Here is a 21,634-nt window from a genome sequence, read left to right as displayed (position 1 = left end):
CGGGGGTGCCTGTGGGGGGCCCCCCCGGGGGACCGGGGCGGGGGGGGGCCCCCGGGGGGGCCCCCCCCGCCCGTTTCCACCGGCTTGTGCCGGCGCTGGCTCGTCGTGTGTGCGAGATTCAGCGCTCTTCTTCGGAAGCGGTGTTCGGAACGGTCGTCAGCCGCTCCGTCTCGTCCTGTATCTCAGCGGCGATCTTCTTGAGTTCCGGCTCGAACTTGCGACCGTGGTGGGCGCAGAAGAGCAGTTCTCCGCCGCTCAGCAGGACGACGCGCAGGTATGCCTGGGCGCCGCAGCGGTCGCAGCGATCGGCGGCCGTCAGCGGGCTCGCGGGGGTCAGAACAGTAGTCACGTCGCCTCTTCTCTAGCTCGACGAGCTGTCGTACCAGGGTCAACATCCAACCAGCCCGAAAACGTTCCCGCTCGTGGCTTTTCCTCGAAAAAAATCTTCCGGGGCGGCTGTCTGCTGCCGGTTGGCGGCGAATGTGCCGTAGTGCGTCTCTTGCGTGCTTACGGTTTCGCGCAGTGTTGTGTCTCGGTCCTCCCGGCCGGGTTGCCGGTTGTTCATGAGGACGTGCCCGGAGCCTAAATGGTTCATGCCTCCAAGGGAACGTGATGTGTGCTTCACTCCAACGAGGGATCGAACACGCATGCGAGACTGGACTAGTCTGAGTTTTCGACGAGGGTGGCGTTACACCGGCTCTACCAGGCCTCGGTACCCTCTGAGCGGCAACCGAAGCCGCCCCCTTACCCAACAAGGGGTCAACTGAAATTCAGCGAGGAGCGAACCGCGTGACCGCCGATACGTCCGTGCCGTCCACAGCGCTGCTGGCAGGAGCAGACCGGGACGGTTCCAACTACACCGCGCGGCACCTGCTCGTCCTCGAGGGCCTCGAAGCCGTGCGCAAGCGCCCGGGCATGTACATCGGCTCGACCGACAGCCGCGGTCTGATGCACTGTCTGTGGGAGATCATCGACAACTCCGTGGACGAGGCCCTCGCGGGTGTCTGTGACCACATCGAGGTGGTCCTCCACGACGACGGCTCCGTGGAGGTGCGCGACAACGGCCGGGGTATCCCCGTGGACGTCGAGCCGAGGACCGGCCTGTCCGGCGTCGAGGTCGTGATGACCAAGCTGCACGCAGGCGGCAAGTTCGGCGGTGGTTCCTACGCCGCCTCCGGCGGTCTGCACGGCGTCGGTGCCTCCGTGGTCAACGCCCTCTCCGCCCGACTCGACGTCGAGGTGGACCGGGGTGGCCACACGCACGCCATCAGCTTCCGGCGGGGCGTGCCGGGTGCCTTCGCCGGCGACGGTGCCGAGGCGAAGTTCGAGGCCAAGAGCGGCCTGCGCAAGACCAGGAAGGTCCCGAAGACCCGCAGCGGCACGCGCGTGCGGTACTGGGCCGACCGGCAGATCTTCCTCAAGGACGCCAAGCTCTCCCTGGAGAACCTGCACCAGCGCGCCCGGCAGACCGCCTTCCTGGTGCCGGGCCTGACGATCGTCGTCCGTGACGAGTTCGGGCTGGGCGAGGGCGGCAGCAAGGGCGAGGAGTCCTTCCGCTTCGACGGCGGCATCAGCGAGTTCTGCGAGTACCTGGCGAACGACAAGCCGGTCTGTGACGTCCTGCGGTTCTCGGGACAGGGCACCTTCAAGGAGACCGTCCCGGTCCTGGACGAGCACGGCCAGATGACGCCCACCGAGGTCACCCGCGAACTGGGCGTGGACGTCGCGCTGCGCTGGGGCACGGGCTACGACGCGACCGTCAGGTCCTTCGTCAACATCATCGCCACGCCCAAGGGCGGCACCCACGTGGCCGGCTTCGAGCAGGCCCTCACGCAGACGATGAACGATGTGCTGCGCGCCAAGAAGATGCTGCGCGTGGCCGAGGACAACATCGTCAAGGACGACGCCCTGGAGGGCCTCACCGCCGTCGTCACCGTGCGCCTGGCCGAGCCGCAGTTCGAGGGCCAGACCAAGGAGGTCCTCGGCACCTCGGCGGCCCGCCGCATCGTGAACAACGTGGTCACCAAGGAACTGAAGGCGTTCCTGACCGCCACCAAGCGCGACGCCGCGGCGCAGGCCCGGGTCGTCATGGAGAAGGTCGTGGCGGCCGCCCGTACGCGCGTCGCGGCCCGCCAGCACAAGGACGCCCAGCGGCGGAAGACGGCCCTGGAGTCCTCGTCCCTGCCGGCGAAGCTCGCCGACTGCCGCAGCGACGACGTCGACCGCAGCGAACTGTTCATCGTCGAGGGTGACTCCGCGCTCGGTACGGCGAAGCTGGCGCGGAACTCCGAGTTCCAGGCCCTGCTGCCGATCCGGGGCAAGATCCTCAACGTCCAGCGGTCGTCGGTGACCGACATGCTGAAGAACGCCGAGTGCGGTGCCATCATCCAGGTCATAGGAGCGGGCTCGGGCCGCACCTTCGACATCGACCAGGCCCGCTACGGCAAGATCATCATGATGACCGACGCGGATGTGGACGGCTCCCACATCCGCTGCCTGTTGCTCACGCTCTTCCAGCGCTACATGCGGCCCATGGTCGAGGCCGGCCGGGTCTTCGCCGCGGTGCCGCCGCTGCACCGGATCGAGATCGTCCAGCCCAAGAAGGGCCAGGACAAGTACGTCTACACGTACTCCGACCGCGAGCTGCGTGACAAGCTCATGGAGTTCCAGAGCAAGGGGATCCGGTACAAGGACTCCATCCAGCGCTACAAGGGTCTGGGCGAGATGGACGCCGACCAGCTGGCCGAGACCACGATGGACCCGCGCCATCGCACCCTGCGCCGGATCAACCTCGCCGACCTGGAAGCTGCGGAACAGGTCTTCGACCTGCTGATGGGCAACGACGTGGCACCCCGCAAGGAGTTCATCTCCAGCTCGGCGGCGACGCTCGACCGTTCGCGCATCGACGCGTAGCCGCTGCGCCGGGCTCCGGCCGACCGGGGGGTGTCCCGGCAGGCCGGAGCGAGGCAGATCCGACGGGTCGTGCAGGCAGCGCGGCCTGGATGCGGGGCCTTGGCCCTGGGGCGGCGAGCGGGGCCGGGTCGGCGCGGGTCGGCGTCGCGGTCGCGGTTGGGTGCCTGTCCGGGCCGCCTGAGGTGGTCCGGCGCGTAGCCGGGCCGGCAGGGCCGGCCAGCCGGTGCGGATCTCGGGCCGCTCCGGCGGGCCCGGGCCGCCGCCTTGTCGCGCCGGTGCATCACGCCCGCCGCAGCCGTGGCGTCGGCCCGGCCGAGTCACCGTGGTCTTCCCCAAGCCGATCGGGATCGGCCGTCGCACTCCCACGACACCTCGCTCCGGGTCCTCCCCGTCCCGCCGCCCCTGAGCTGTCATCTCCACCCGGATTCCGGGCTCCGTCGCCAGGCCACCCGTCACCCGCACCCAGACACCGGCGCCGTGCCGATCTCCCGCTGCTGCTCGCCCCTCAGCGCACCCAGTGCCAGGTCCAGCACCGCGTCCGGCACCATCCCGCCCTGCCCCGGTGCCCCCTGCCTCGTCCCTTCCCGGCGTCTTCTTCGCCCGGCGTCTACACCCGTGGGTGGAGATGAGCCGCCCGAGGTTTCCACCCGTGATCCACCTCCGCTCCGATCTCCGGACCTGCGAATTTCCGTAGCGTCGTTGGTGTCGGCAGCGCCTGCTCCGGCACTACCTTCCCGCTCACGGAGGCTCTGATGTCCGGGCTCGTCAACGCGCTGGTGATCGTGGCCGTGGTCGCCATAGTGATGGTGCGGCAGTTCCGCGCCCGCGCGATCAACACCGACCGGCGCTGGTGGCTGATCCCCGTGATCCTCGCCGTCGTCGCGCTGCGCGAGCCCGGCATCCTCGACGCACATCACCGCACGGAGTCCGCCGCGCTGCTCGCCGTGGAGGTGCTCATAGGGGTGGCCACCGGCGCCGGCTGGGCCTGGACCACCCGCCTCTGGACCGCTCCGGACGGCGTCGTGTGGACCAAGAGCACCAAGGCGAGCGGCGCCGTGTGGGCCGTGGGCATCGCCCTGCGGATCGGTATCTACGCCCTCGGCACCGCGCTGGGCCTGCACCAGGACAGCTCGGCCCTGATGCTCGGCCTCGCCGGCACCCTGCTGGTCCGCGGCGGCGTCCTGGTCTGGCGGGCCCAATCCCTCGGCACCGCGACCCGTGCCTCTCCGGCGTACGGTGACGACATGTGGACGGCCCGGAAGGAGAGCGTGTGACGGAGAACCTCTGGACCCGCTGGCCGTCGCGCGAGGCGCTCGGCCGTGCAGGAATCAGCCGGCCCCGGCGCATGCTCGCCTGGGCCGTGCGGCTCCTCGTGCTCGCGCTGCTCCTGTGGGGCGCGTTCAACCAGAAACACGTCGACCTCGCAGGAGCGCTCGGGGCAGCGGCCGGGGTGCTCCTCGCCGCCGCCGTCTCCTGGGCCCTCTTCCGGACCACCTACCAGCACCGGCTGGTCTCCTCGCTCGCGCTCATGGGTGTGCTCCTGGCCATCGCGGTCGCCGCCGAGGCCACAGGGTTCAGAGGACCGGCCCTGGTGCTCTGGTGCGGATGCGGGATCAGCGCCCTGGAGCGGCTGCCGCTCGCAGCGGCCGTGCCCGTGACCTCGGTGGCCCTGGCGTCGTACTCCGCGTTCAACAACGACGTCTGGCTGACCACGGCGGCCACGGTGGCCGGCATGGCCCTCGCCGGATACGTCCTGCGGCTGGACGCCGAAGCCCGTGGCAGCGCGCAGCGGCTGCTCGCCCAGGAGCGGGCCGCCCGGGCCGCCGAGGCCGAGTCCGCGGCACTGGCCGAGCGCACAAGGATCGCGCGCGAGATCCACGATGTGCTGGCCCACAGCCTCTCGGCTCAGCTCGTGCACCTGGAGGCGGCCCGGCTGCTGATCGAGAACGGCGCCGACCGCGAACGGATCCTGGAGCGGGTGGTGGCCGCGCGCGGAATGGCCCGCGACGGGCTCGCGGAGACCCGGCAGGCACTGTCGGCGCTGCGGGGCGAACTGACCCCGCTGGAAGACTTCCTGAGCGAACTCGTCACCGGAGCCGACGGCGCCGAGGTCACCGTCACGGGTGAGCGCAGACCACTGCCGGCCGAGGCCTCCCAGACCGTGCGCCGGGTCGCGCAGGAGGCGCTCACCAACGTCCGCAAGCACGCCCAGGGCGCCAAGGTGCAGCTGTGGCTCGACTACAGCGACCACGAAGTGACGCTGAACGTAAGGGACTCGGGCGGGCTGCCGGGCGAACTCACCGGATCCGGCGGCGGGTACGGTCTGCTGGGTATGCGCGAGCGTGCCGAGCTGCTGGGCGGCTCGTTGGACGCGGGTCCGGACGAGGAGGGGTTCGTGGTGACGCTGAAGGTGCCGGTATGACCGAGACGGAGGGAGAGAAGAAGCCCGCGCGGGTGGTGGTCGCCGACGACCAGACCGTGGTCCGGGAAGGCATCGTGATGCTCCTCGGGCTGCTGTCCGGCGTGGAGGTCGTCGGTGCGGCGGGAGACGGCGAGGAGGCGGTGCAGCTGGTCGGCGAACTCGCCCCGGACGTCGTCCTGATGGACCTCAGGATGCCCCGCTGCGACGGCGTGGAGGCCACCCGGCGGATCCGGTCGCAGTACCCCAGGACCCAGGTCGTCGTGCTCACCACGTACGCGGACGACGAGTCGCTGTTCCCCGCGCTGCGCGCGGGTGCCCGCGGCTATCTGACGAAGGACGCCGGTGGCGACGAGATCGTGAGGGCCGTGGAGAGCGTGCTGTCGGGGGACGCGGGGCTGTCTCCCAGTGTGCAGCGCAGGCTGCTGGAGCGGCTGTCGCAGCCCGAGCACCCGCCCGGGCCGGAACCCGCCGATGTCGCGCCCGACGGGCTGACCGCACGCGAGACCGAGGTCCTGGTGCTGATCGCCGACGGGCTCAGCAACCAGGAGATCGCCCGCAGGCTGCATGTGTCGACGGCGACGGTGAAGACGCACATCAACAACCTCTTCGCCAAGACGGGCCTCAAGGACCGGGCGCAGGCGGTGCGTTACGCCTACGGCAAGGGGCTGGTGAGGCCGCCCACACAGTGAATCACCTGATGGGGTGAAGAGCCGGGGGAAGAAGAGTCAGGGAACTTCCCGATCTGTCCATCCTTGGGCATGCAGTCAAGCAACGGTCGTGCCCGCGGAGCCGGGGACGGTCCCGAGAGTTCGGGCGGGAGCCAGGAAGAGCACGGCACGCCCTCGCACGACGCGATGTACGAGGACCCGTGGTACGACGCGCTGGCGTCCGGCTGGGGTGAGCTGGACGGCGCGGGCATGCCGGCGTCGGTGGTGCCGTCCGCTCGCGGTGAGCAGAGCGGACCGGCGGTTCGCACGCGTGACGTGTACGTCGAGGTACAGCGCAGCGCGGCGTTCCAGGAGGTGCGCAGCAGGTACCGGCGGTTCGTCGTGCCGGGAGTCGTCGCTTTCCTCGTCTGGTACGTGGGATATGTGGTCGCCGCCACGGCCGCGCCCGGACTCATGGCCCGGCCCGTGGCGGGAGCGGTCAACGTGGGCATGCTGGCCGGGCTCGGACAGTTCCTCAGCACGTTCCTGCTCGCGTGGGCCTACGCCCGGCACGCGCGGCTGCGGCGGGACCGCGCGGCGCTGGAGCTGCGCTGGGACACCCAGGAGCTGACCCGCGAGGCGCGGGGAGGTGCCTCGTGACCGGTGGCCATCAGACGCTGGCGCTGCTGCTGTTCAGCGCTTTTGTGGCCGTCACTCTCGGGATCACGACGTGGGTGAGTCGGTGGCGGCGCGGTTCGGCGGAGGAGTTCTACGCGGGCGGACGCTTGTTCTCCCCGATGGAAAATGGTTTCGCCATCGCGGGTGACTACATGTCGGCGGCCTCCTTCCTCGGGGTGACCGGGCTGATCGCGCTCTACGGATACGACGGGCTGCTGTATGTCGTGGGATTCCTGGTGGCCTGGCTGGTGGTGCTGTTCCTGGTGGCCGAACTGGTGCGCAACTGCGGGCGGTTCACCCTTGCCGACGTGGTGGCCGCGCGGATGAGCGAGCGGCCGGTGCGGATCGCGGCGGGAACGTCCTCGGTGACGGTGTCCGTCCTGTATCTGGTGGCGCAGATGGTCGGTGCGGGCAGTCTGGTGGCGCTGCTGATGGGGCGGACCGGCGGGGCGGCCCGGGCCTGGACGGTCATCGGGGTCGGCGCGCTCATGGTGATCTATGTGTCGCTGGGCGGGATGCGGGCCACCACCTGGATCCAGATCGTGAAGGCGGTGCTGCTGCTGAGCGGGACGGTCGTGCTGACCGTGCTCGTCCTGCTGCGCTTCCACGGCGACTTCGACCGGCTGCTGCTCACGGCAGCGGACCGCAGCGGTCACGGCAGGGCGTTCCTGGCCCCGGGCCTGAAGTACGGCGGGAGCTGGACCGCCCGCCTCGATTTCATCAGCCTCGGGCTCGCCCTGGTGCTGGGCACGGCGGGACTTCCGCACATCCTGTCCCGCTTCTACACGGTGCCCACCGCGCGGGCCGCCCGCCGTTCCGCCGTGTGGTCCATCGGGCTGATCGGCGGCTTCTACCTGATGACGATCGTCCTCGGCCTGGGCGCCGCCGCGCTGGTCGGGCCGGATGCCGTACGGGGTTCGAACGCGGCCGGGAACACGGCGGTGCCGCTCCTCGCCCTCGACCTGGGCGGCGGCGCGGGCTCCACTGGTGGAACGGTTCTGTTCGCGGTCGTCGCCGCCGTCGCCTTCGCCACGATCCTCGCCGTGGTCGCCGGCCTCACGCTCGCCTCGTCGGCCTCGGTGGCGCACGACCTGTACGCGTCGCTGCGGCGGTCGCCCGGCACGCCGCGCGGCGAGGTCGTGGTGGCACGGTTCGCGGCGCTCGGCATCGGCGTCGTGGCGATCGCACTCGGCCTGCTGGCCCGCGACCTCAACGTCGCCTATCTCGTGGGCCTGGCGTTCGCGGTCGCGGCGTCGGCGAACCTGCCCGTGCTGCTGTACTCGCTGTTCTGGCGCGCCTTCACCACCCGCGGCGCGGTGTGGGCCGTGTACGGCGGGCTGCTCCCGGCGCTGGGGCTCGTCCTGCTGTCCCCGGTGGTCTCCGGCAGCCCGGACTCGCTGTTCCCGGGCGTCGACTTCCAGTACTTCCCGCTCCAGAACCCGGGCATCGTCTCCATCCCGCTCGGCTTCGTGGCCGGCTGGCTGGGCACGGTCACCTCGGCCGAGGTCGCGGACGAGGCCAAGTACGCCGAGACCGAGGTGCGGTCGCTGACCGGTGCCGGGGCCGCGTAGCGGGCCGGACGGATCGTTACGGCGCCACCCACGCGTAGCGGTGCTCCGGACGGCCGGTGTCGCCGTACTTCAGGGAGAGGCGCAGCCGGCCGGCCTGTTCCAGATGGCGGAGGTAGCGCTGGGCCGTGGAGCGGCTCAGGCCGGTCCTGGCGGCCACCTCGTGGGCCGACAGCGGCTGGTCGGCGCGGTGCAGGACGCCGCAGATCAGGTCCGTCGTGGGCTCCGAGTGACCGCTCGGCAGGCCGGGCGCGGACGGTGCGGGGGCTGTGCGCAGTGCTCCGAAGATGCGGTCGACCTGCTCCTGGCCCGTCAGGCCGTGGCCGCCCACCCGGTCCACGGTGCGGCGCAGGGCGGCGTAGGACTCCAGGCGGGTGCGCAGCGCGGCGAAGGTGAACGGTTTGACCAGGTAGTGCAGGGCGCCCAGGCGCATCGCCTGCTGAACGGTCGTCACCTCGCTGGCCGCCGTGATCATGATGACGTCCGTGCGGTGGCCCTGTTCACGCATGCGGTGGACGAGGTCGAGGCCGGTCCGGTCCGGCAGAAAGTGGTCGAGCAGGACCAGGTCGACGCTGCCGCGTTCGACGGCCGACAGCGCCTGGGCGGCGCTGTGCGCGCGGGCGGTCACCCGGAACCCGGGAACCTTTCCCACGTACTTGGCGTTTATCTCTGCGACGCGGAAATCGTCGTCCACGACCAGGACGTCAATCATCAGGCCTCTCCTTCAAGGCCGACGGGTGTTAAACCCGTGTTTCGGCTCCGCAGTTGTAGCGCGAGCAAAAAGAGCACAACAGGCTCCTGCGAGCAAAAGAACGGCTTGTGCCCACAAGACTCCTGCTGCGGCCGGAGCCACACCTACCGTCCGGGCCATGAGCGCACACACCAGCCCCGCCATCGAGTTGCGGGGCGCGAGCAAGACCTTCAGAACCCCGTCCGGGGGACTGCACACGGCCGTGCGCGGCCTGGACCTCACCGTGCGGCGCGGCGAGTTCGTGGCCGTCGTAGGACCGACCGGCTGCGGAAAGTCCACCACGCTGACGCTGGTCAGCGGCCTGGAGGAGCCCAGCGAGGGCGAGGTGCTGGTGGCCGGGGAGCCGGTCGGCGGCGTCGGCGACAAGGTCGGCTTCGTCTTCCAGCAGGACGCCACCTTCCCCTGGCGCACGGTGCTGTCGAACGTGATGGCCGGCCCGCGCTTCCGGGGCGTGCCGAAGGCGGAGGCGAAGGAGAAGGCGCGGGACTGGCTGGCCCGGGTCGGACTCTCCGGTTTCGAGGACCGCTACCCGCACCAGCTCTCCGGCGGTCAGCGCAAGCGCGTCGCCCTCGCCGCCACGTTCGTCAACGACCCCGAGATCCTGCTGATGGACGAGCCGTTCTCCGCGCTCGACGTGCAGACCAGGGCGCTGATGTCGGACGAGCTGCTGGAGCTGTGGGAGGGCACGGGCGCCTCCGTCGTCTTCGTCACCCACGACCTGGAGGAGTCCATCGCGCTCGCCGACAGGGTGGTCGTGATGACCGCGGGGCCCGCGACCGTGAAGCAGGTCTTCGACATCGATCTGCCGCGGCCGCGCAAGGTCGAATCGGTGCGCCTGGAGCCGCGGTTCATCGAGATCTACCGCGAGATCTGGGAGTCGCTCGGCGAAGAGGTCCGCATCACCCGCGAGAGGGGTGCCGCCCGTGTCGCCTGACGTTCTCAGCACACCTGACGTCGAGACCGCCAAGGTCCCCGATCGCGCGCAGAGCCGCGCTCAGGCCGCCCGCCGCCGCAAGGTCTTCGTCAATGCCGTGCGCGTGGCGCTCCTGGTCGCCGTCCTCGGTCTGTGGGAGGGACTGTCCCGGGCCAAGGCGATCGACCCGTTCAACTTCTCGATGCCGTCGAAGATCTGGGACCAGATCTGGACCTGGGTCATGCACGGCACCGCGCTCGGATCCCTGGGCGAACAGATCTGGTACACGCTCTACGAGGCACTGCTCGGCTGGATCATCGGTGTGGTCGCCGGTGTGCTGCTCGGTATTGCGCTCGGGCGGATCAGATTGCTCGCAGAGGTGCTTGGTCCATACATCAAGGTGCTCAACTCGATCCCCAGGATCGTCCTCGCACCCATCTTCCTGATCTGGTTCGGCCTCGGTCCCTCCTCGAAGGTCGCCTCGGCCGTCGTGCTCGTCTTCTTCCCGGTGTTCTTCAACGCCTTCCAGGGCGCCCGGGAGGTGGACCGCAACCTCGTGGCCAACGCCCGCATCCTGGGTGCCAGTGACCGCAGGGTGACCCTGCAGGTGGTCATCCCGTCGGCCACCTCCTGGATCTTCACCAGCCTGCACGTCAGCTTCGGCTTCGCGCTGATCGGCGCCATCGTCGGTGAGTACATCGGCGCCACCAAGGGCATCGGCCTGCTCGTCTCGCAGTCGCAGAACACCTTCAACGCGGCCGGTGTCTACGCGGCGATGGTCATCCTCGCCCTCGTCGCCCTCGTCGCCGAGGGGCTGCTCACCTTCGCCGAGCGCCGCATCTTCCGCTGGAAGCCCGCCGGTTCCGACGACTGACCGGCCCCTCTCGAACCAGCCCCCCACGCCTTTCCCGCACCGCCCCTCTCACAAGGACGTGACACCGCCATGCGCAAGACCGCCAGATACGCCTCCCTGGCCGCCGCCGGACTCCTCGCCCTCTCCTCGCTCACCGCCTGCGCCAACGACGCGGCGAGCTCCACGGCCGACACCGGCAGCGGCGGGGGCGGCAAGGGTGAGTCGGTCAAGATCATGGTCGGTGGCCTGGACAAGGTCATCTACCTGCCCGCGATGCTCACACAGCGCCTCGGCTACTTCCAGGCGGAGGGACTGAACGTCCAGCTGCTCAGTGAGCCCGCCGGGGTCCAGGCCGAGACCGCGCTCGTCTCCGGCCAGGTGCAGGGAGCGGTCGGCTTCTACGACCACACCCTCGACCTCCAGGTGAAGGGCAAGCCGGTGGAGTCGGTCGTCCAGTTCTCCCACGCGCCCGGCGAGGTCGAGGTCGTCTCCGGCAAGGCGGCGGGCGACCTCACGTCACCCAAGGACTTCAAGGGCCGCAAGCTGGGCGTGACCAGCCTCGGCTCCTCCACCGACTTCCTCACCAAGTACCTGGCGGTCAAGAACGGCGTCGACGTCAGCGAGTTCACGCCGGTCTCGGTCGGCGCCGGGCCGACCTTCATCGCGGCGCTCCAGAACGGCGCGATCGACGGCGGCATGACCACCGACCCGACCGTCGCGACGATCCTGGACAAGAAGGCGGGCAAGATCCTCCTCGACATGCGCACCCCCGAGGGCTCGCAGGAGGCGCTGGGCGGGCCGTACCCCTCGTCAAGTCTGTACATGAAGACGGACTGGGTGAACGGACACAAGGACACCGTCCAGAAGTTGGTCAATGCATTCGTCAAGACGCTCACCTGGATGTCCACCCACAGCGCCGACGAGATCGCCGCCAAGATGCCCGCCGACTACTCCCAGGGCAACAAGGCGCTCTACACCCAGGCCGTCAAGAGCACCCTGCCGATGTTCACCAAGGACGGTGTGATGCCCGAGGGCGGCCCCGAGACCGTGGAGAAGGTCCTCAAGTCGTTCAACCCCAACATCAAGAACGCCGAGGTCGACTTGAGCAAGACGTACACGACCGAGTTCGTCAAGGCCGCCAAGTAGCGCGCAGGCCCTGCCCGTTCAGACGCGGGTCGCCCACACGTAACGGTGTTCCGGGCGGCCCGCGTCGCCGTACTTGAGAGTGAGCCGCGCCCGTCCCGTGCGCTCCAGGAGCTTCAGATAGCGCTGTGCGGTCTGCCGGCTCACCCCCGTCCGCTCCGCGATCTCCTGTGCGGACAGCGGCGCTTGAGCATGCATCAGCGCCTGACGCACCAGCTCGGCCGTCGTGGGGGAGTGGCCCTTGGGCAGGCCGGGCTCCGACGGAGCGGACAGGGCGCCGAAGATCCGGTCCACCTCCGCCTGCCCGGCCTCCCCGCCGCCGTCCAGGGTGCGCCGCAGGTCCGCGTACGCCTCCAGCTTGCTCCGCAGGCCGGCGAAGGCGAACGGCTTCACCAGGTACTGCAGTGCCCCGTGCCGCAAGGCGGCCTGCACGGTCGACACGTCCCGTGCCGCCGTCACCATGATCACGTCGGTCTGGTGGCCGCGCCGGCGCATCTCGCGCACGACCGAGAGCCCGGTGTCGTCCGGCAGATAGTGGTCCATGAGCACCAGGTCCACCCGCGCCAGCGTCTCCACCAGACGCAGCGCCTCGGCCGCGCTGTGCGCCTCGCCCGCCACATGGAAGCCCGGGACCTTCTCGACGTAGGCGGCGTTGACGCGGGCGACGCGGGTGTCGTCGTCCACGACCAGGACCTCGATCATCGAGCCTCCTCCTCGGCAGCGGCGGGGGTGTGCTCGGGGGCCGGCGCGGCCGGTCCCGTGAGCGCCGGTGCCCGTTCCGGCTCCGGCTCGGTGAGCGCCTCGGGCAGGACCACGGCGAACTCGGCACCGCCGCCGTCCGCGGTCCCCACCGTCGCCCTGCCGCCCTGCCGTTCGGCCAGCCGGTGCACCAGCGAGAGCCCGAGGCCCCGTTTGCCGTGCGCGGGCGGCTCCTTGGTGGACCAGCCCTCCGTGAAGATCAACTCCCGCTGGTCCGCCGGGATGCCGGGGCCGGTGTCGCGCACCCTGAGGACGACCGCACGCCCCTCGGTGCGCAATTCGACCTCCACGCGCGCGTGCGGCGTGCCCGCGACCGCGTCCAGGGCGTTGTCCACCAGATTGCCCACGACCGTGACCAGGCCCCGGGGGTCGATCAGCCGGTCCGGGAGCCGGGTGCGCTCCGACACCCACAGGGCGACGCCGCGCTCGGCCGCCACGGTCGCCTTGCCGACCAGCAGTGCCGCCAGCAGCGGGTCCTGGATCTTCTCGGTGATCTGCTCGGCGGTGACCCGGTGGTCGCCGACCACCTCGCCGACGTACTCCACGGCGTCGTCGTACATGTCCAGTTCCAGCAGCCCGAGCAGGGTGTGCATGCGGTTGGCGTGCTCGTGGTCCTGGGCGCGCAGGGCGTCGATCAGCCCGCGCGTGGAGTCCAGTTCGCGCCCGAGCCGCTCCAGTTCGGTGCGGTCGCGCAGGGTGGCCACGGCGCCGCCGTCGCCGGTGGGCATGCGGTTGGCGACCAGGACGCGCTGACCGCGCACGGTGAGCAGGTCGGTCCCCGTGACCCGCCCGGCCAGGACATCGGTCGTACGGCCCTCGCCGAGCGCCTCGTCGGGCGTGCGGCCGACCGCCTCGTCGCCGATGCCCAGCAGCCGCCGCGCCTCGTCGTTGAGCAGCCGGACGCGGCCGCCGCGGTCGAGGGCCACCACGCCCTCCCGGATGCCGTGCAGCATCGCCTCGCGCTCCGCGAGCAGCGCCGAGATGTCGGAGAACGCCAGGTCGCGGGTCTGCCGCTGGACCCGGCGGGAGATCACCCAGGCGGCCAGCGCGCCCACCGCGAGAGCGCCGCCGGCGTACGCGAACAGCCCCGGGATCGCGCTGATCAGCCGCGCCCGCACACTGTCGTACGCGATGCCGACGGAGACCGCGCCGACGATCCGGTGGCCGGCGTCGTAGAGCGGCACCTTGCCACGGGCCGAGCGGCCCAGGGTGCCGTCGTCGATCTCCATGACCTGCTTGCCGGCCAGCGCTTCGCGGGGGTCGGTCGAGACGTGCGCGCCGATCTCCGACGGAGTGGTGTGCGACCAGCGCACGCCCCGCCGGTCCATCACCACGATGTACTCGGCGTGGGTGGCCTGCCGGATCCGTTCCGCCTCCCGCTGCACCGGCCCGTCCGTCGTCGGCTCGGTGGTCAGCACGCCCTCGGCGATCTGCGGGTCCTGGGCCGTGGTCTGGGCGATGGCCAGCGCGCGGCGCATCGCCTCGTGGTCCAGCTGCTTGCTCAGCGGCGCCAGGAACAGCCCGGTCGCCAGCACCGCCACTCCCGCCGCGATCGTCACCTGCATGAGCAGCACCTGGGAGAACGCCCGTCGCGGCAGACCGACGCGCAGGCGGCGGGCGGGCGGAGGCGGGCTCATGGGGACGACGTTACGTGGGAAGGCCCCGTGTGCCCCAGGGGTTGTGGTGGGGATCTCTTGACCAATTCTTGAACGACGGGGGTGCGCTCAACTCGCCAGTGCCGTCGGCCGCAGTTCGCGCACCGCGGTCACGTCCATCCGCGCGGGCGTGCCCAGCACTTCCGCGCCACAGCTCTCCGCGCGCGGCGGCAGCGACGCCCCCTGCGCCACGGTGACCCGCCACAGACGGCCGTCGGTGTGGGCGACGGCGACCTCCCAGCGCGGGGCCGCGCCGTCGGTCCGTACGACGCTCAGCACGCCCGCGCGGTCCTCGCCCGCCGCCCTCCGCACGGCCAGCTCGGCCGCCTGGCCGGGCCGTTCCCAAGCGGAGCACCCCCGGCATCCCTCGACCACCACACGCCCCTCACGGACGCCGTGCAGGGCCTCCTTGACCGTGCGCGCCTCGGCGCGGCCGTAGGCGTAGCCGTACGGCAGGACGAGCACCGTCGGCGAGAAACGATGTCCACCCAGATGGGTGACCTCCCAGACCCCGTGCACCCCCGAGGCGGCCAGCTCGCCGGCGAGCGGGCGGCCCAGAAGGGCGCAGCAGCGGTCGCGCTTGCCATTGGTGCACACGAGCGCGAGCGGGTCGCCCCGGTGCGGGCGGCCGTCGAGCGCGGCGCCGAAGGAGCGGTGGTCGCCCGTGCCGAGAGCGGTGAAGTCGAGGTCGAGCAGCCGTTCCGGTGCGCGGACGGTGGCGCTGTGCAGCCACGCGTTTCCCGGAACGGTGTGGGCCGCGTACACATGCCGCAGCGGTGGCGTGCCGGGGTCGGCGTGCCGCCCGGGGCGCCGTATGAGGGCCACGCGCACGCCGGTTCCCTCGGCCGCCCGCTCCAGCGCTCGTCCCAACCCGGGGTCCAGATGGCTGGAAGTGAGCGCCTTGGCGCCCCACGGGCCGGGCTGTTCCAGCAGCAGCCACGTCGTCGCCGTGGCCGCCGTGCCGGAAACGGGCTCGTCGAGGCTCCGGGAGACGGTCGCGCACCTACTCACAGAGGTGAGCCTAACCTGACTTCGTGCGGGGCGACTTCCGGCCGTGACCGAGTACTGCTCCGGCGGGCGGCGCGGGCCCTACTCCGGAAGGGGCTGCGGCGGTCGTGCGCCGACGTAGTGGCCGACGGGGCGCATGCGCAGGGGGCGCTCGCCGTACTCCTCCAGCGCGTGCGCGATCCAGCCCGCCGTCCGGGCGACCGCGAAGATCGTCTCGCCGGCCGTGGCGGGCATGCCGCTGGACGCCGTGAACACCGCCAGGGCCAGGTCGACGTTGGCGTGCAGCGGGGTGTGCCGGGCGGTCGTGGCGACGATGTCCCGGGCCGCGAGCAGGGCGGACTCCGCGCGCGGCACCTGCTCCAGGAGGCTGAACAGCACGCGCGCGCGGGGATCCTCGCCCGCGTACAGCCGGTGGCCGAGTCCGGGGACACGACGGCCCGCGCGCAGTTCGTCGGCGATCACCGGGACCGCCGTGCCCTGGTCGAGCACGTCGAGCAGTATGCGGTGGGCGCCGCCGCTCGCGGCACCGTGCAGCGGGCCCTCCAGGACGCCGAGCCCGGCCGAGACGGCCGCGTAGGCGTGGGCCCGGGCCGAGGCGGCGACCCGGACGGCGAGCGTGGACGCGGCCAGGTCGTGGTCGGCGAGCAGGGCGAGCGCGGTGTCGAGGACCCGCAGGGACGCCTCGTCGGCAGGGCGTCCGGTCAGCCGGCCCCACAGCCGGTGGGCCAGCGGGCCGTCGTCCCTGTGGGCGTGCCGGGCCGGCGGCAGCGCGGCGACGAGGGTGGGGATGAGGATCCGCGCGGTGTTCAGCACCGTGTCCTCGGACAGGTCGAAGCGCAGCGGGTCCTCGGCCGCCGCGGCGATCGCCGCCACCCGGAGCCGGTCGGTGGGGGAGGCGTGCTCGGACAGCGCGTTCACCGCCCGGCGGGCGACCTCGACCGTGGCGGCGGGGGCGGAGAAGGCGGCCCCCGGAGCCGGCCGGCCCGTCCACAGCCATTCCGCGACCTCCTCGTACGAGTGGCGCAGGGCCAGGTCGACGGCGTCCACGCCGCGGAAGAAGTAGCGGTCCTGCTCGATCAGCGTGATGCGGGTCCGCACCGACAGGTCGCCGCCGGAGCCCGGAGTCCCGGCCGCCTCACGCCGGTTGCGCCGGGCGAGGGCCTCGACCTCCTTCGCCTCGAAGGTGCTGGCCCGGCCGCCCGGTTCGCGTCTGCTGCTGAGCAGACCGCGGCTCACGTACGCGTAGACCGTCTCGGGCTTCACACCGAGCAGTTCGGCGGTCTCCTTGGTGGTCAGCCTTCGCCCGGGGCGGCCGGGAGCGGGTTCGTGATCGCGCATAGGGGTCACCGTAGCCGTCTCTGCACATCTTGATAGCGATGCATTGATTCAATCAACGTTGACAGGGAAACAGTCAAGCATGGACAGTCAAATCAAGTCCAGAGAGGAAAACCGGAGGGAATCCATGTCCATCAACAGAGCCGCCACTCCGCTCATCGACGCCCCGCGCGGCCTCGCCGGCGTTGTCGTCACCGAGACCGAGATCGGTGACGTCCGGGGACGGCAGGGCTTCTACCACTACCGCCAGTACTCGGCCGTCGAACTCGCGCGGACCCGCGGCTTCGAGGACGTCTGGCATCTCCTGGTCCACGGCGCACTCCCGGACGCGCGGCACCGGGCCGCCTTCGCGGCCGAGACCGCCGCGCTGCGCCGGCTGCCCGCGGAGGTCCGCGCCGCACTGCCCGCGATCGCCGCCGCGAGCCGGGTCTCCGGCCCGCTGTCCGGGCTGCGCACGGCCCTGTCACTGCTGGGCGCGTCCCAGGGCATGCGGCCGGTGTACGACATCGACGCCGACCGGCGCCGCGCCGACACCCTGGCCGCCTGCGCGGCCGTACCCACCCTGCTCACCGCCCTGTACCGGCTCGGGCAGGGACTCGATCCGGTCGAGCCGCGCGAGGACCTCGCCCACGCGGCCAACTACCTGTACATGCTCACCGGTGAGGAACCCGAGCCTCGGCACGCCCGTGCGGTCGAGCAATACCTGATCTCCACCATTGACCATGGATTCAACCCGTCAACCTTCACCGCCCGGGTCATCGCCTCCACCGGCGCCGACGTGGTGGCCTGTCTGACCGGGGCCGTGGGTGCCCTGTCCGGGCCGCTGCACGGCGGCGCGCCCAGCCGGGCCCTGGACACCCTGGACGCCATCGGCACCCCGGACCGGATCGACTCCTGGATCCGCGCGCGGGTGCTCGGCGGCGACCGGATCATGGGGTTCGGGCACGCCGTCTACCGCACGGAGGACCCCCGTTCGCGGATGCTGCGGGAGATCGCCGAGAGCTTCGGCGGCCCGCGCGTCGCGTTCGCCGTGGAGGTCGAGCGGAAGGTCGAGGCGATCCTCGAAGAGCTGAAGCCCGGCCGCGAACTCCACACCAACGTCGAGTTCTACGCCGGCGTGGTCATGGAACTGTGCGGGCTGCCCCGCGAGATGTTCACCCCCACCTTCGCGGCGGCCAGGGTGGTGGGCTGGAGCGCCAACATCCTGGAACAGGCGGCCGATCCGAAGATCATCCGCCCCGTCGCCCGCTACGTCGGACCGGAGCCCCCGGTGGCGGTGCCGGTTCAGCCGTGAGCCCGGGCCCGGGGGCGCCGCTCTTATCCTGGACCGGCAGTCGGTCCACGTGAGAGAGGGCGCCCGTTGGGCAACAGCAGCACCCCGCAGCAGATCCCCGTCGTCGTGCTCGCCGGATTCCTCGGCTCCGGCAAGACCACGCTCCTCAACCACCTCCTGCACCGCAGCGGCGGCAGCCGGATCGGCGCGATCGTCAACGACTTCGGGGCCATCGAGATCGACGCGATGGCCGTCGCCGGTGCCCTCGGCGACTCGACCCTCTCGCTGGGCAACGGCTGCCTGTGCTGTGCCGTCGACGCGAGCGAGCTCGACGTCTACCTGAACCGGCTCGCCGCCCCCGGCGTCGGCATCGACGTGATCGTCATCGAGGCCAGTGGGCTCGCCGAGCCGCAGGAACTCGTGCGGATGGTGCTGGCCAGCGAGCACCCCGGGATCGTCTACGGCGGCCTGGTCGAGGTCGTGGACGCCGCCGAGTTCGACGACACCCGGGCCCGCCACCCCGAGGTCGACCGGCACCTGGCCCTCGCCGACCTCGTGGTGGTCAACAAGCTCGACCGGGCCGCGGACGGCGAGCGCGTGCTCGGCCTCGTACGGTCCCTCGCCGACCGAGCCGCCGTCGTCCCCGCCGCCTACGGCCGTATCGACCCGGAGTTCCTCTTCGACTGCAAGCCCAGCGAGGAGCGCATCGGGCAGCTGTCCTTCGACGACCTGCACGACCACACCGATGACGACGACCACACCGGTCATCTCCACACCGGCTACGACAGCCTGTCCTTCACCTCCGACCTGCCCATGGACCCGCGCGAGCTCATGCGGTTCCTCGACAGCCGGCCCGAGGGGCTGTACCGGATCAAGGGGTACGTCGACTTCGGGCCGTACGACACCCGCAACCGGTACGCCGTGCACGCCGTCGGCCGGTTCCTGCGCTTCTACCCCGAGCCCTGGACCGCGGCCGGCGACCGGCTCACCCAGCTCGTGCTGATCGGCTCCGGCATCGACACCGACGCTCTGGGCAAGGAGCTGGAGGCGGCCAGGAACGACGCCCCACACGCCGACGAACACGGCATGTGGGGCGTCCTGCGGTACGTCCAGGGACCGCAGGAGACGGGGGCCGGGCCGCAGGACCCGCCGGTCTAGAAGACCGGCCCCGCGACGACCGAGACCGTCATCGGCAGCGACGTGCCCGAGCCGTCCCGGCGCGGGTCCAGCTCCGGCAGCTCGGCCGGGGCGCCGGTCTTCTGGGCCGCGCGCGCGGGAACCGGGCCCGCCCAGGCCAGCGACAGGCAGTCCTCGCCCTTCAGGAACCGCTGGCAGCGCACGCCGCCCGTGGCCCGGCCCTTGCGCGGGTACTGGTCGAACGGGGTCAGCTTGGCCGTGGTCTGCACGGAGTCGTCCAGCGTGCCGCGCGAACCCGCCACCGTGAAGACCACCGCGTCGGCGGCCGGGTCGACCGCCGTGAAGGAGATCACCTTGGCGCCGTCGGCGACCTTGATGCCCGCCATACCGCCCGCCGGGCGGCCCTGCGGGCGCACGATGGACGCCTGGAAGCGCAGCAGCTGCGCGTCGTCCGTGATGAACACCAGGTCCTCGTCGCCGGTGCGCAGTTCCACCGCGCCGACGATCCGGTCGCCCTCCTTGAGCGTGATGACCTCCAACTCGTCCTTGTTGGACGGGTAGTCGGGCACCACGCGCTTGACGACACCCTGTTCCGTGCCGAGCGCGAGGCCCGGGGACGACTCGTCGAGCGTGGTCAGGCAGACCACCGTCTCGTCGTCCACCAGGGACACGAACTCCGCGAGCGGGGCGCCCCCGGCGAGGTTCGGCGCGGTCGCCGTCTGCGGCAGCTGGGGCAGGTCGACCACGTTGATCCGCAGCAGCCGGCCCGCCGAGGTCACCGCCCCGATCTCACCGCGTGCGGTCGCCGGCACCGCCGAGACGATCACGTCGTGCTTGACGCGCTTCGCGCCGGCCTCCTCCGGGAACGCCGCGTCGGCCGCCGCACGGGCCAGCAGACCGGTCGAGGACATCAGCACCCGGCACGGGTCGTCGGCCACCTGGAGCGGCACCGCGGCCACCGGGGCACCCGCGGACTCCAGCAGGACCGTGCGCCGGTCGGTGCCGAACTTCTTGGCCACGGCGGCCAGTTCGGCCGAGACCAGCTTGCGCAGCTCCGCGTCGGACTCCAGGATCCGGGTCAGCTCCTCGATCTCCGCGGTGAGCCTGTCCTTCTCCGCCTCCAGCTCGATGCGGTCGTACTTGGTGAGCCGGCGCAGCGGCGTGTCGAGGATGTACTGCGTCTGGATCTCGCTCAGCGAGAAGCGCTCCATCAGGCGCTGCTTGGCCTGCGCGGAGTTCTCGCTGGAGCGGATCAGCCGGATGACCTCGTCGATGTCGAGCAGCGCGGTCAGCAGACCCTCGACCAGGTGCAGCCGGTCGCGGCGCTTGGTGCGGCGGAACTCGCTGCGGCGCCGGACCACGTCGAAGCGGTGGTCGAGATAGACCTCCAGCAGCTCCTTCAGGCCCAGCGTGAGCGGCTGGCCGTCCACCAGCGCCACGTTGTTGATGCCGAAGGACTCCTCCATCGGGGTCAGCTTGTACAGCTGCTCCAGGATCGCCTCCGGCACGAAGCCGTTCTTGATCTCGATGACCAGGCGCAGGCCGTGCTCGCGGTCGGTGAGGTCCTTGACGTCGGCGATGCCCTGGACCTTCTTCGCGTTGACCAGGTCCTTGATCTTCGCGATGACCTTCTCGGGGCCGACCGTGAAGGGCAGTTCGGTGATGACCAGGCCCTTGCGGCGGGCCGTCACCGTCTCCACCGACACCGTGGCCCGGATCTTGAAGGTGCCGCGGCCCGTCGCGTACGCGTCCCGGATGCCGTCGAGGCCGACGATCCGGCCGCCGGTGGGCAGGTCCGGGCCCGGGACGTGCCGCATCAGCGCGTCCAGGTCGGCGTTCGGAGACCGGATCAGATGGCGGGCGGCCGCGATCACCTCGCCGAGGTTGTGCGGCGGCATGTTCGTCGCCATGCCGACCGCGATGCCCGAGGAGCCGTTGACCAGCAGGTTCGGGAAGGCGGCCGGCAGAGCCACCGGCTCCTGCTCCTGGCCGTCGTAGTTGGGCGCGAAGTCGACCGTGTCCTCGTCGATCGACTCGGTCATCAGGCTCGTCGCCTCGGCCATCCGGCACTCGGTGTACCGCATCGCGGCCGGCGGGTCGTCGTTGCCCAGCGAGCCGAAGTTGCCGTGGCCGTCGACGAGCGGCACGCGCATGGAGAACGGCTGGGCCATGCGCACCAGGGCGTCGTAGATCGACGCGTCGCCGTGCGGGTGCAGCTTGCCCATGACCTCGCCGACGACACGCGCGCACTTCACATAGGCGCGGTCGGGGCGCACGCCCATCTCGTTCATCTGGTACACGATCCGGCGGTGCACCGGCTTGAGGCCGTCACGGGCGTCCGGCAGGGCGCGCGAATAGATGACCGAGTACGCGTACTCGAGGTAGGAGCCACGCATCTCGTCCACGACGTCGATGTCGAGGATCTTCTCCTCGTACGAGTCGTCGGGCGGCGGGGTCTTCGTGCTGCGGCGGGCCATCCTGCCTGGCTCCTTGCTGAAGCGTTTGACGGATCTGACGCCGACCATTGTGGACCGAGGCACTGACAACCCGTGCCACGACCCGGTGTCCGCGGCCCCGTC

General features: G+C 71.1%; 18 protein-coding genes. 11 read left to right on the top strand and 7 right to left on the bottom strand.

Going from position 1 to position 21,634, the window contains the following annotated elements; genetic code table 11:
- Window positions 1-118: 118 nt before the first annotated feature.
- Window positions 119-349, bottom strand: a complete 231-nt coding sequence (locus ACFC8N_RS06490) for a hypothetical protein (RefSeq protein ID WP_069778326.1) — start codon at window positions 347-349, stop codon at window positions 119-121.
- A 440-nt stretch (window positions 350-789) separates the two neighbouring features.
- Here ACFC8N_RS06490 and ACFC8N_RS06485 point away from each other — a divergent pair, with 440 nt between their 5' ends.
- The 6 genes from ACFC8N_RS06485 to ACFC8N_RS06460 all read left to right on the top strand — a co-directional run bounded on the left by ACFC8N_RS06485 (window position 790) and on the right by ACFC8N_RS06460 (window position 8,231).
- Complete coding sequence (locus ACFC8N_RS06485; protein ID WP_356021409.1) at window positions 790-2,913, top strand: DNA topoisomerase IV subunit B; 2,124 nt, start codon at window positions 790-792, stop codon at window positions 2,911-2,913.
- 752 nt (window positions 2,914-3,665) lie between these two features.
- Complete coding sequence (locus ACFC8N_RS06480) at window positions 3,666-4,187, top strand: DUF1453 domain-containing protein (RefSeq protein WP_376286983.1); 522 nt, start codon at window positions 3,666-3,668, stop codon at window positions 4,185-4,187.
- Window positions 4,184-5,335, top strand: coding sequence for a histidine kinase (locus ACFC8N_RS06475; RefSeq protein WP_356021413.1), 1,152 nt, complete (start codon window positions 4,184-4,186; stop codon window positions 5,333-5,335). Before ACFC8N_RS06480 ends, ACFC8N_RS06475 begins: the two co-directional genes overlap by 4 nt.
- Window positions 5,332-6,024, top strand: a complete 693-nt coding sequence (locus ACFC8N_RS06470; protein WP_362822507.1) for a response regulator transcription factor — start codon at window positions 5,332-5,334, stop codon at window positions 6,022-6,024. The genes ACFC8N_RS06475 and ACFC8N_RS06470 overlap by 4 nt, the downstream gene beginning before the upstream one ends.
- 69 nt (window positions 6,025-6,093) lie before the next feature.
- Window positions 6,094-6,642: a DUF485 domain-containing protein gene (locus tag ACFC8N_RS06465; RefSeq protein WP_356021417.1), complete on the top strand. Its 549-nt coding sequence runs from the start codon at window positions 6,094-6,096 to the stop codon at window positions 6,640-6,642.
- Complete coding sequence (locus ACFC8N_RS06460; protein WP_356021419.1) at window positions 6,639-8,231, top strand: cation acetate symporter; 1,593 nt, start codon at window positions 6,639-6,641, stop codon at window positions 8,229-8,231. The genes ACFC8N_RS06465 and ACFC8N_RS06460 overlap by 4 nt, the downstream gene beginning before the upstream one ends.
- Window positions 8,232-8,247: 16 nt before the next feature.
- Here ACFC8N_RS06460 and ACFC8N_RS06455 read toward each other — a convergent pair whose 3' ends face one another.
- The gene (locus ACFC8N_RS06455; protein ID WP_356021420.1) at window positions 8,248-8,940 is read right to left on the bottom strand and encodes a response regulator; all 693 of its coding nucleotides are present in this window, start codon (window positions 8,938-8,940) and stop codon (window positions 8,248-8,250) included.
- A gap of 157 nt (window positions 8,941-9,097) precedes the next feature.
- Here ACFC8N_RS06455 and ACFC8N_RS06450 point away from each other — a divergent pair, with 157 nt between their 5' ends.
- The 3 genes from ACFC8N_RS06450 to ACFC8N_RS06440 all read left to right on the top strand — a co-directional run bounded on the left by ACFC8N_RS06450 (window position 9,098) and on the right by ACFC8N_RS06440 (window position 11,891).
- Window positions 9,098-9,913: an ABC transporter ATP-binding protein gene (locus ACFC8N_RS06450; protein WP_376286977.1), complete on the top strand. Its 816-nt coding sequence runs from the start codon at window positions 9,098-9,100 to the stop codon at window positions 9,911-9,913.
- Entirely contained in the window at window positions 9,903-10,766 is an 864-nt protein-coding gene (locus tag ACFC8N_RS06445; protein ID WP_356021424.1) for an ABC transporter permease, read from the top strand. The genes ACFC8N_RS06450 and ACFC8N_RS06445 overlap by 11 nt, the downstream gene beginning before the upstream one ends.
- Window positions 10,767-10,835: 69 nt before the next feature.
- Window positions 10,836-11,891, top strand: coding sequence for an ABC transporter substrate-binding protein (locus ACFC8N_RS06440; RefSeq protein WP_362822509.1), 1,056 nt, complete (start codon window positions 10,836-10,838; stop codon window positions 11,889-11,891).
- Window positions 11,892-11,909: 18 nt separating this feature from the next.
- Here the strand turns inward: ACFC8N_RS06440 and ACFC8N_RS06435 are convergent, their stop codons facing one another.
- From ACFC8N_RS06435 to ACFC8N_RS06420, 4 genes are all read right to left on the bottom strand, one after another.
- Complete coding sequence (locus tag ACFC8N_RS06435; RefSeq protein WP_362822510.1) at window positions 11,910-12,590, bottom strand: response regulator; 681 nt, start codon at window positions 12,588-12,590, stop codon at window positions 11,910-11,912.
- Complete coding sequence (locus ACFC8N_RS06430) at window positions 12,587-14,284, bottom strand: ATP-binding protein (RefSeq protein WP_376286973.1); 1,698 nt, start codon at window positions 14,282-14,284, stop codon at window positions 12,587-12,589. Before ACFC8N_RS06430 ends, ACFC8N_RS06435 begins: the two co-directional genes overlap by 4 nt.
- A gap of 87 nt (window positions 14,285-14,371) precedes the next feature.
- Window positions 14,372-15,313: a sucrase ferredoxin gene (locus ACFC8N_RS06425; protein WP_376286970.1), complete on the bottom strand. Its 942-nt coding sequence runs from the start codon at window positions 15,311-15,313 to the stop codon at window positions 14,372-14,374.
- A gap of 78 nt (window positions 15,314-15,391) precedes the next feature.
- A complete protein-coding gene (locus ACFC8N_RS06420) occupies window positions 15,392-16,648 on the bottom strand; it encodes a citrate synthase (protein ID WP_376286967.1) in 1,257 nt (418 codons plus the stop codon).
- Window positions 16,649-16,772: 124 nt separating this feature from the next.
- Here ACFC8N_RS06420 and ACFC8N_RS06415 point away from each other — a divergent pair, with 124 nt between their 5' ends.
- Both ACFC8N_RS06415 and ACFC8N_RS06410 read left to right on the top strand, forming a co-directional pair.
- Window positions 16,773-17,939: a citrate synthase/methylcitrate synthase gene (locus tag ACFC8N_RS06415; protein WP_356021435.1), complete on the top strand. Its 1,167-nt coding sequence runs from the start codon at window positions 16,773-16,775 to the stop codon at window positions 17,937-17,939.
- Between the two features lie 66 nt (window positions 17,940-18,005).
- The gene (locus ACFC8N_RS06410) at window positions 18,006-19,076 is read left to right on the top strand and encodes a CobW family GTP-binding protein (protein ID WP_362822513.1); all 1,071 of its coding nucleotides are present in this window, start codon (window positions 18,006-18,008) and stop codon (window positions 19,074-19,076) included.
- Here ACFC8N_RS06410 and ACFC8N_RS06405 read toward each other — a convergent pair.
- Window positions 19,073-21,532, bottom strand: coding sequence for a DNA topoisomerase (ATP-hydrolyzing) subunit A (locus tag ACFC8N_RS06405; RefSeq protein ID WP_376286964.1), 2,460 nt, complete (start codon window positions 21,530-21,532; stop codon window positions 19,073-19,075). The genes ACFC8N_RS06410 and ACFC8N_RS06405 overlap by 4 nt on opposite strands.
- Between the last annotated feature and the right edge of the window lie 102 nt (window positions 21,533-21,634).

Origin of the sequence: Streptomyces sp. NPDC055966 (assembly GCF_042269865.1) — a bacterium.
Lineage (GTDB): Bacteria > Actinomycetota > Actinomycetes > Streptomycetales > Streptomycetaceae > Streptomyces.
This window is presented reverse-complemented; position numbering and strand designations above follow the sequence as displayed.

What these genes read in the sequence shown, in the direction of transcription:
- ACFC8N_RS06480 (WP_376286983.1), top strand. Translation starts at nt 3,666, where the DNA reads ATGTCCGGGCTCGTCAACGCGCTGGTGATCGTGGCCGTGGTCGCCATA.
- ACFC8N_RS06470 (WP_362822507.1), top strand. Translation starts at nt 5,332, where the DNA reads ATGACCGAGACGGAGGGAGAGAAGAAGCCCGCGCGGGTGGTGGTCGCC.
- ACFC8N_RS06465 (WP_356021417.1), top strand. Translation starts at nt 6,094, where the DNA reads ATGCAGTCAAGCAACGGTCGTGCCCGCGGAGCCGGGGACGGTCCCGAG.
- ACFC8N_RS06455 (WP_356021420.1), bottom strand. Translation starts at nt 8,940, where the DNA reads ATGATTGACGTCCTGGTCGTGGACGACGATTTCCGCGTCGCAGAGATA.
- ACFC8N_RS06450 (WP_376286977.1), top strand. Translation starts at nt 9,098, where the DNA reads ATGAGCGCACACACCAGCCCCGCCATCGAGTTGCGGGGCGCGAGCAAG.
- ACFC8N_RS06440 (WP_362822509.1), top strand. Translation starts at nt 10,836, where the DNA reads ATGCGCAAGACCGCCAGATACGCCTCCCTGGCCGCCGCCGGACTCCTC.
- ACFC8N_RS06435 (WP_362822510.1), bottom strand. Translation starts at nt 12,590, where the DNA reads ATGATCGAGGTCCTGGTCGTGGACGACGACACCCGCGTCGCCCGCGTC.
- ACFC8N_RS06430 (WP_376286973.1), bottom strand. Translation starts at nt 14,284, where the DNA reads ATGAGCCCGCCTCCGCCCGCCCGCCGCCTGCGCGTCGGTCTGCCGCGA.
- ACFC8N_RS06420 (WP_376286967.1), bottom strand. Translation starts at nt 16,648, where the DNA reads ATGCGCGATCACGAACCCGCTCCCGGCCGCCCCGGGCGAAGGCTGACC.
- ACFC8N_RS06415 (WP_356021435.1), top strand. Translation starts at nt 16,773, where the DNA reads ATGTCCATCAACAGAGCCGCCACTCCGCTCATCGACGCCCCGCGCGGC.
- ACFC8N_RS06405 (WP_376286964.1), bottom strand. Translation starts at nt 21,532, where the DNA reads ATGGCCCGCCGCAGCACGAAGACCCCGCCGCCCGACGACTCGTACGAG.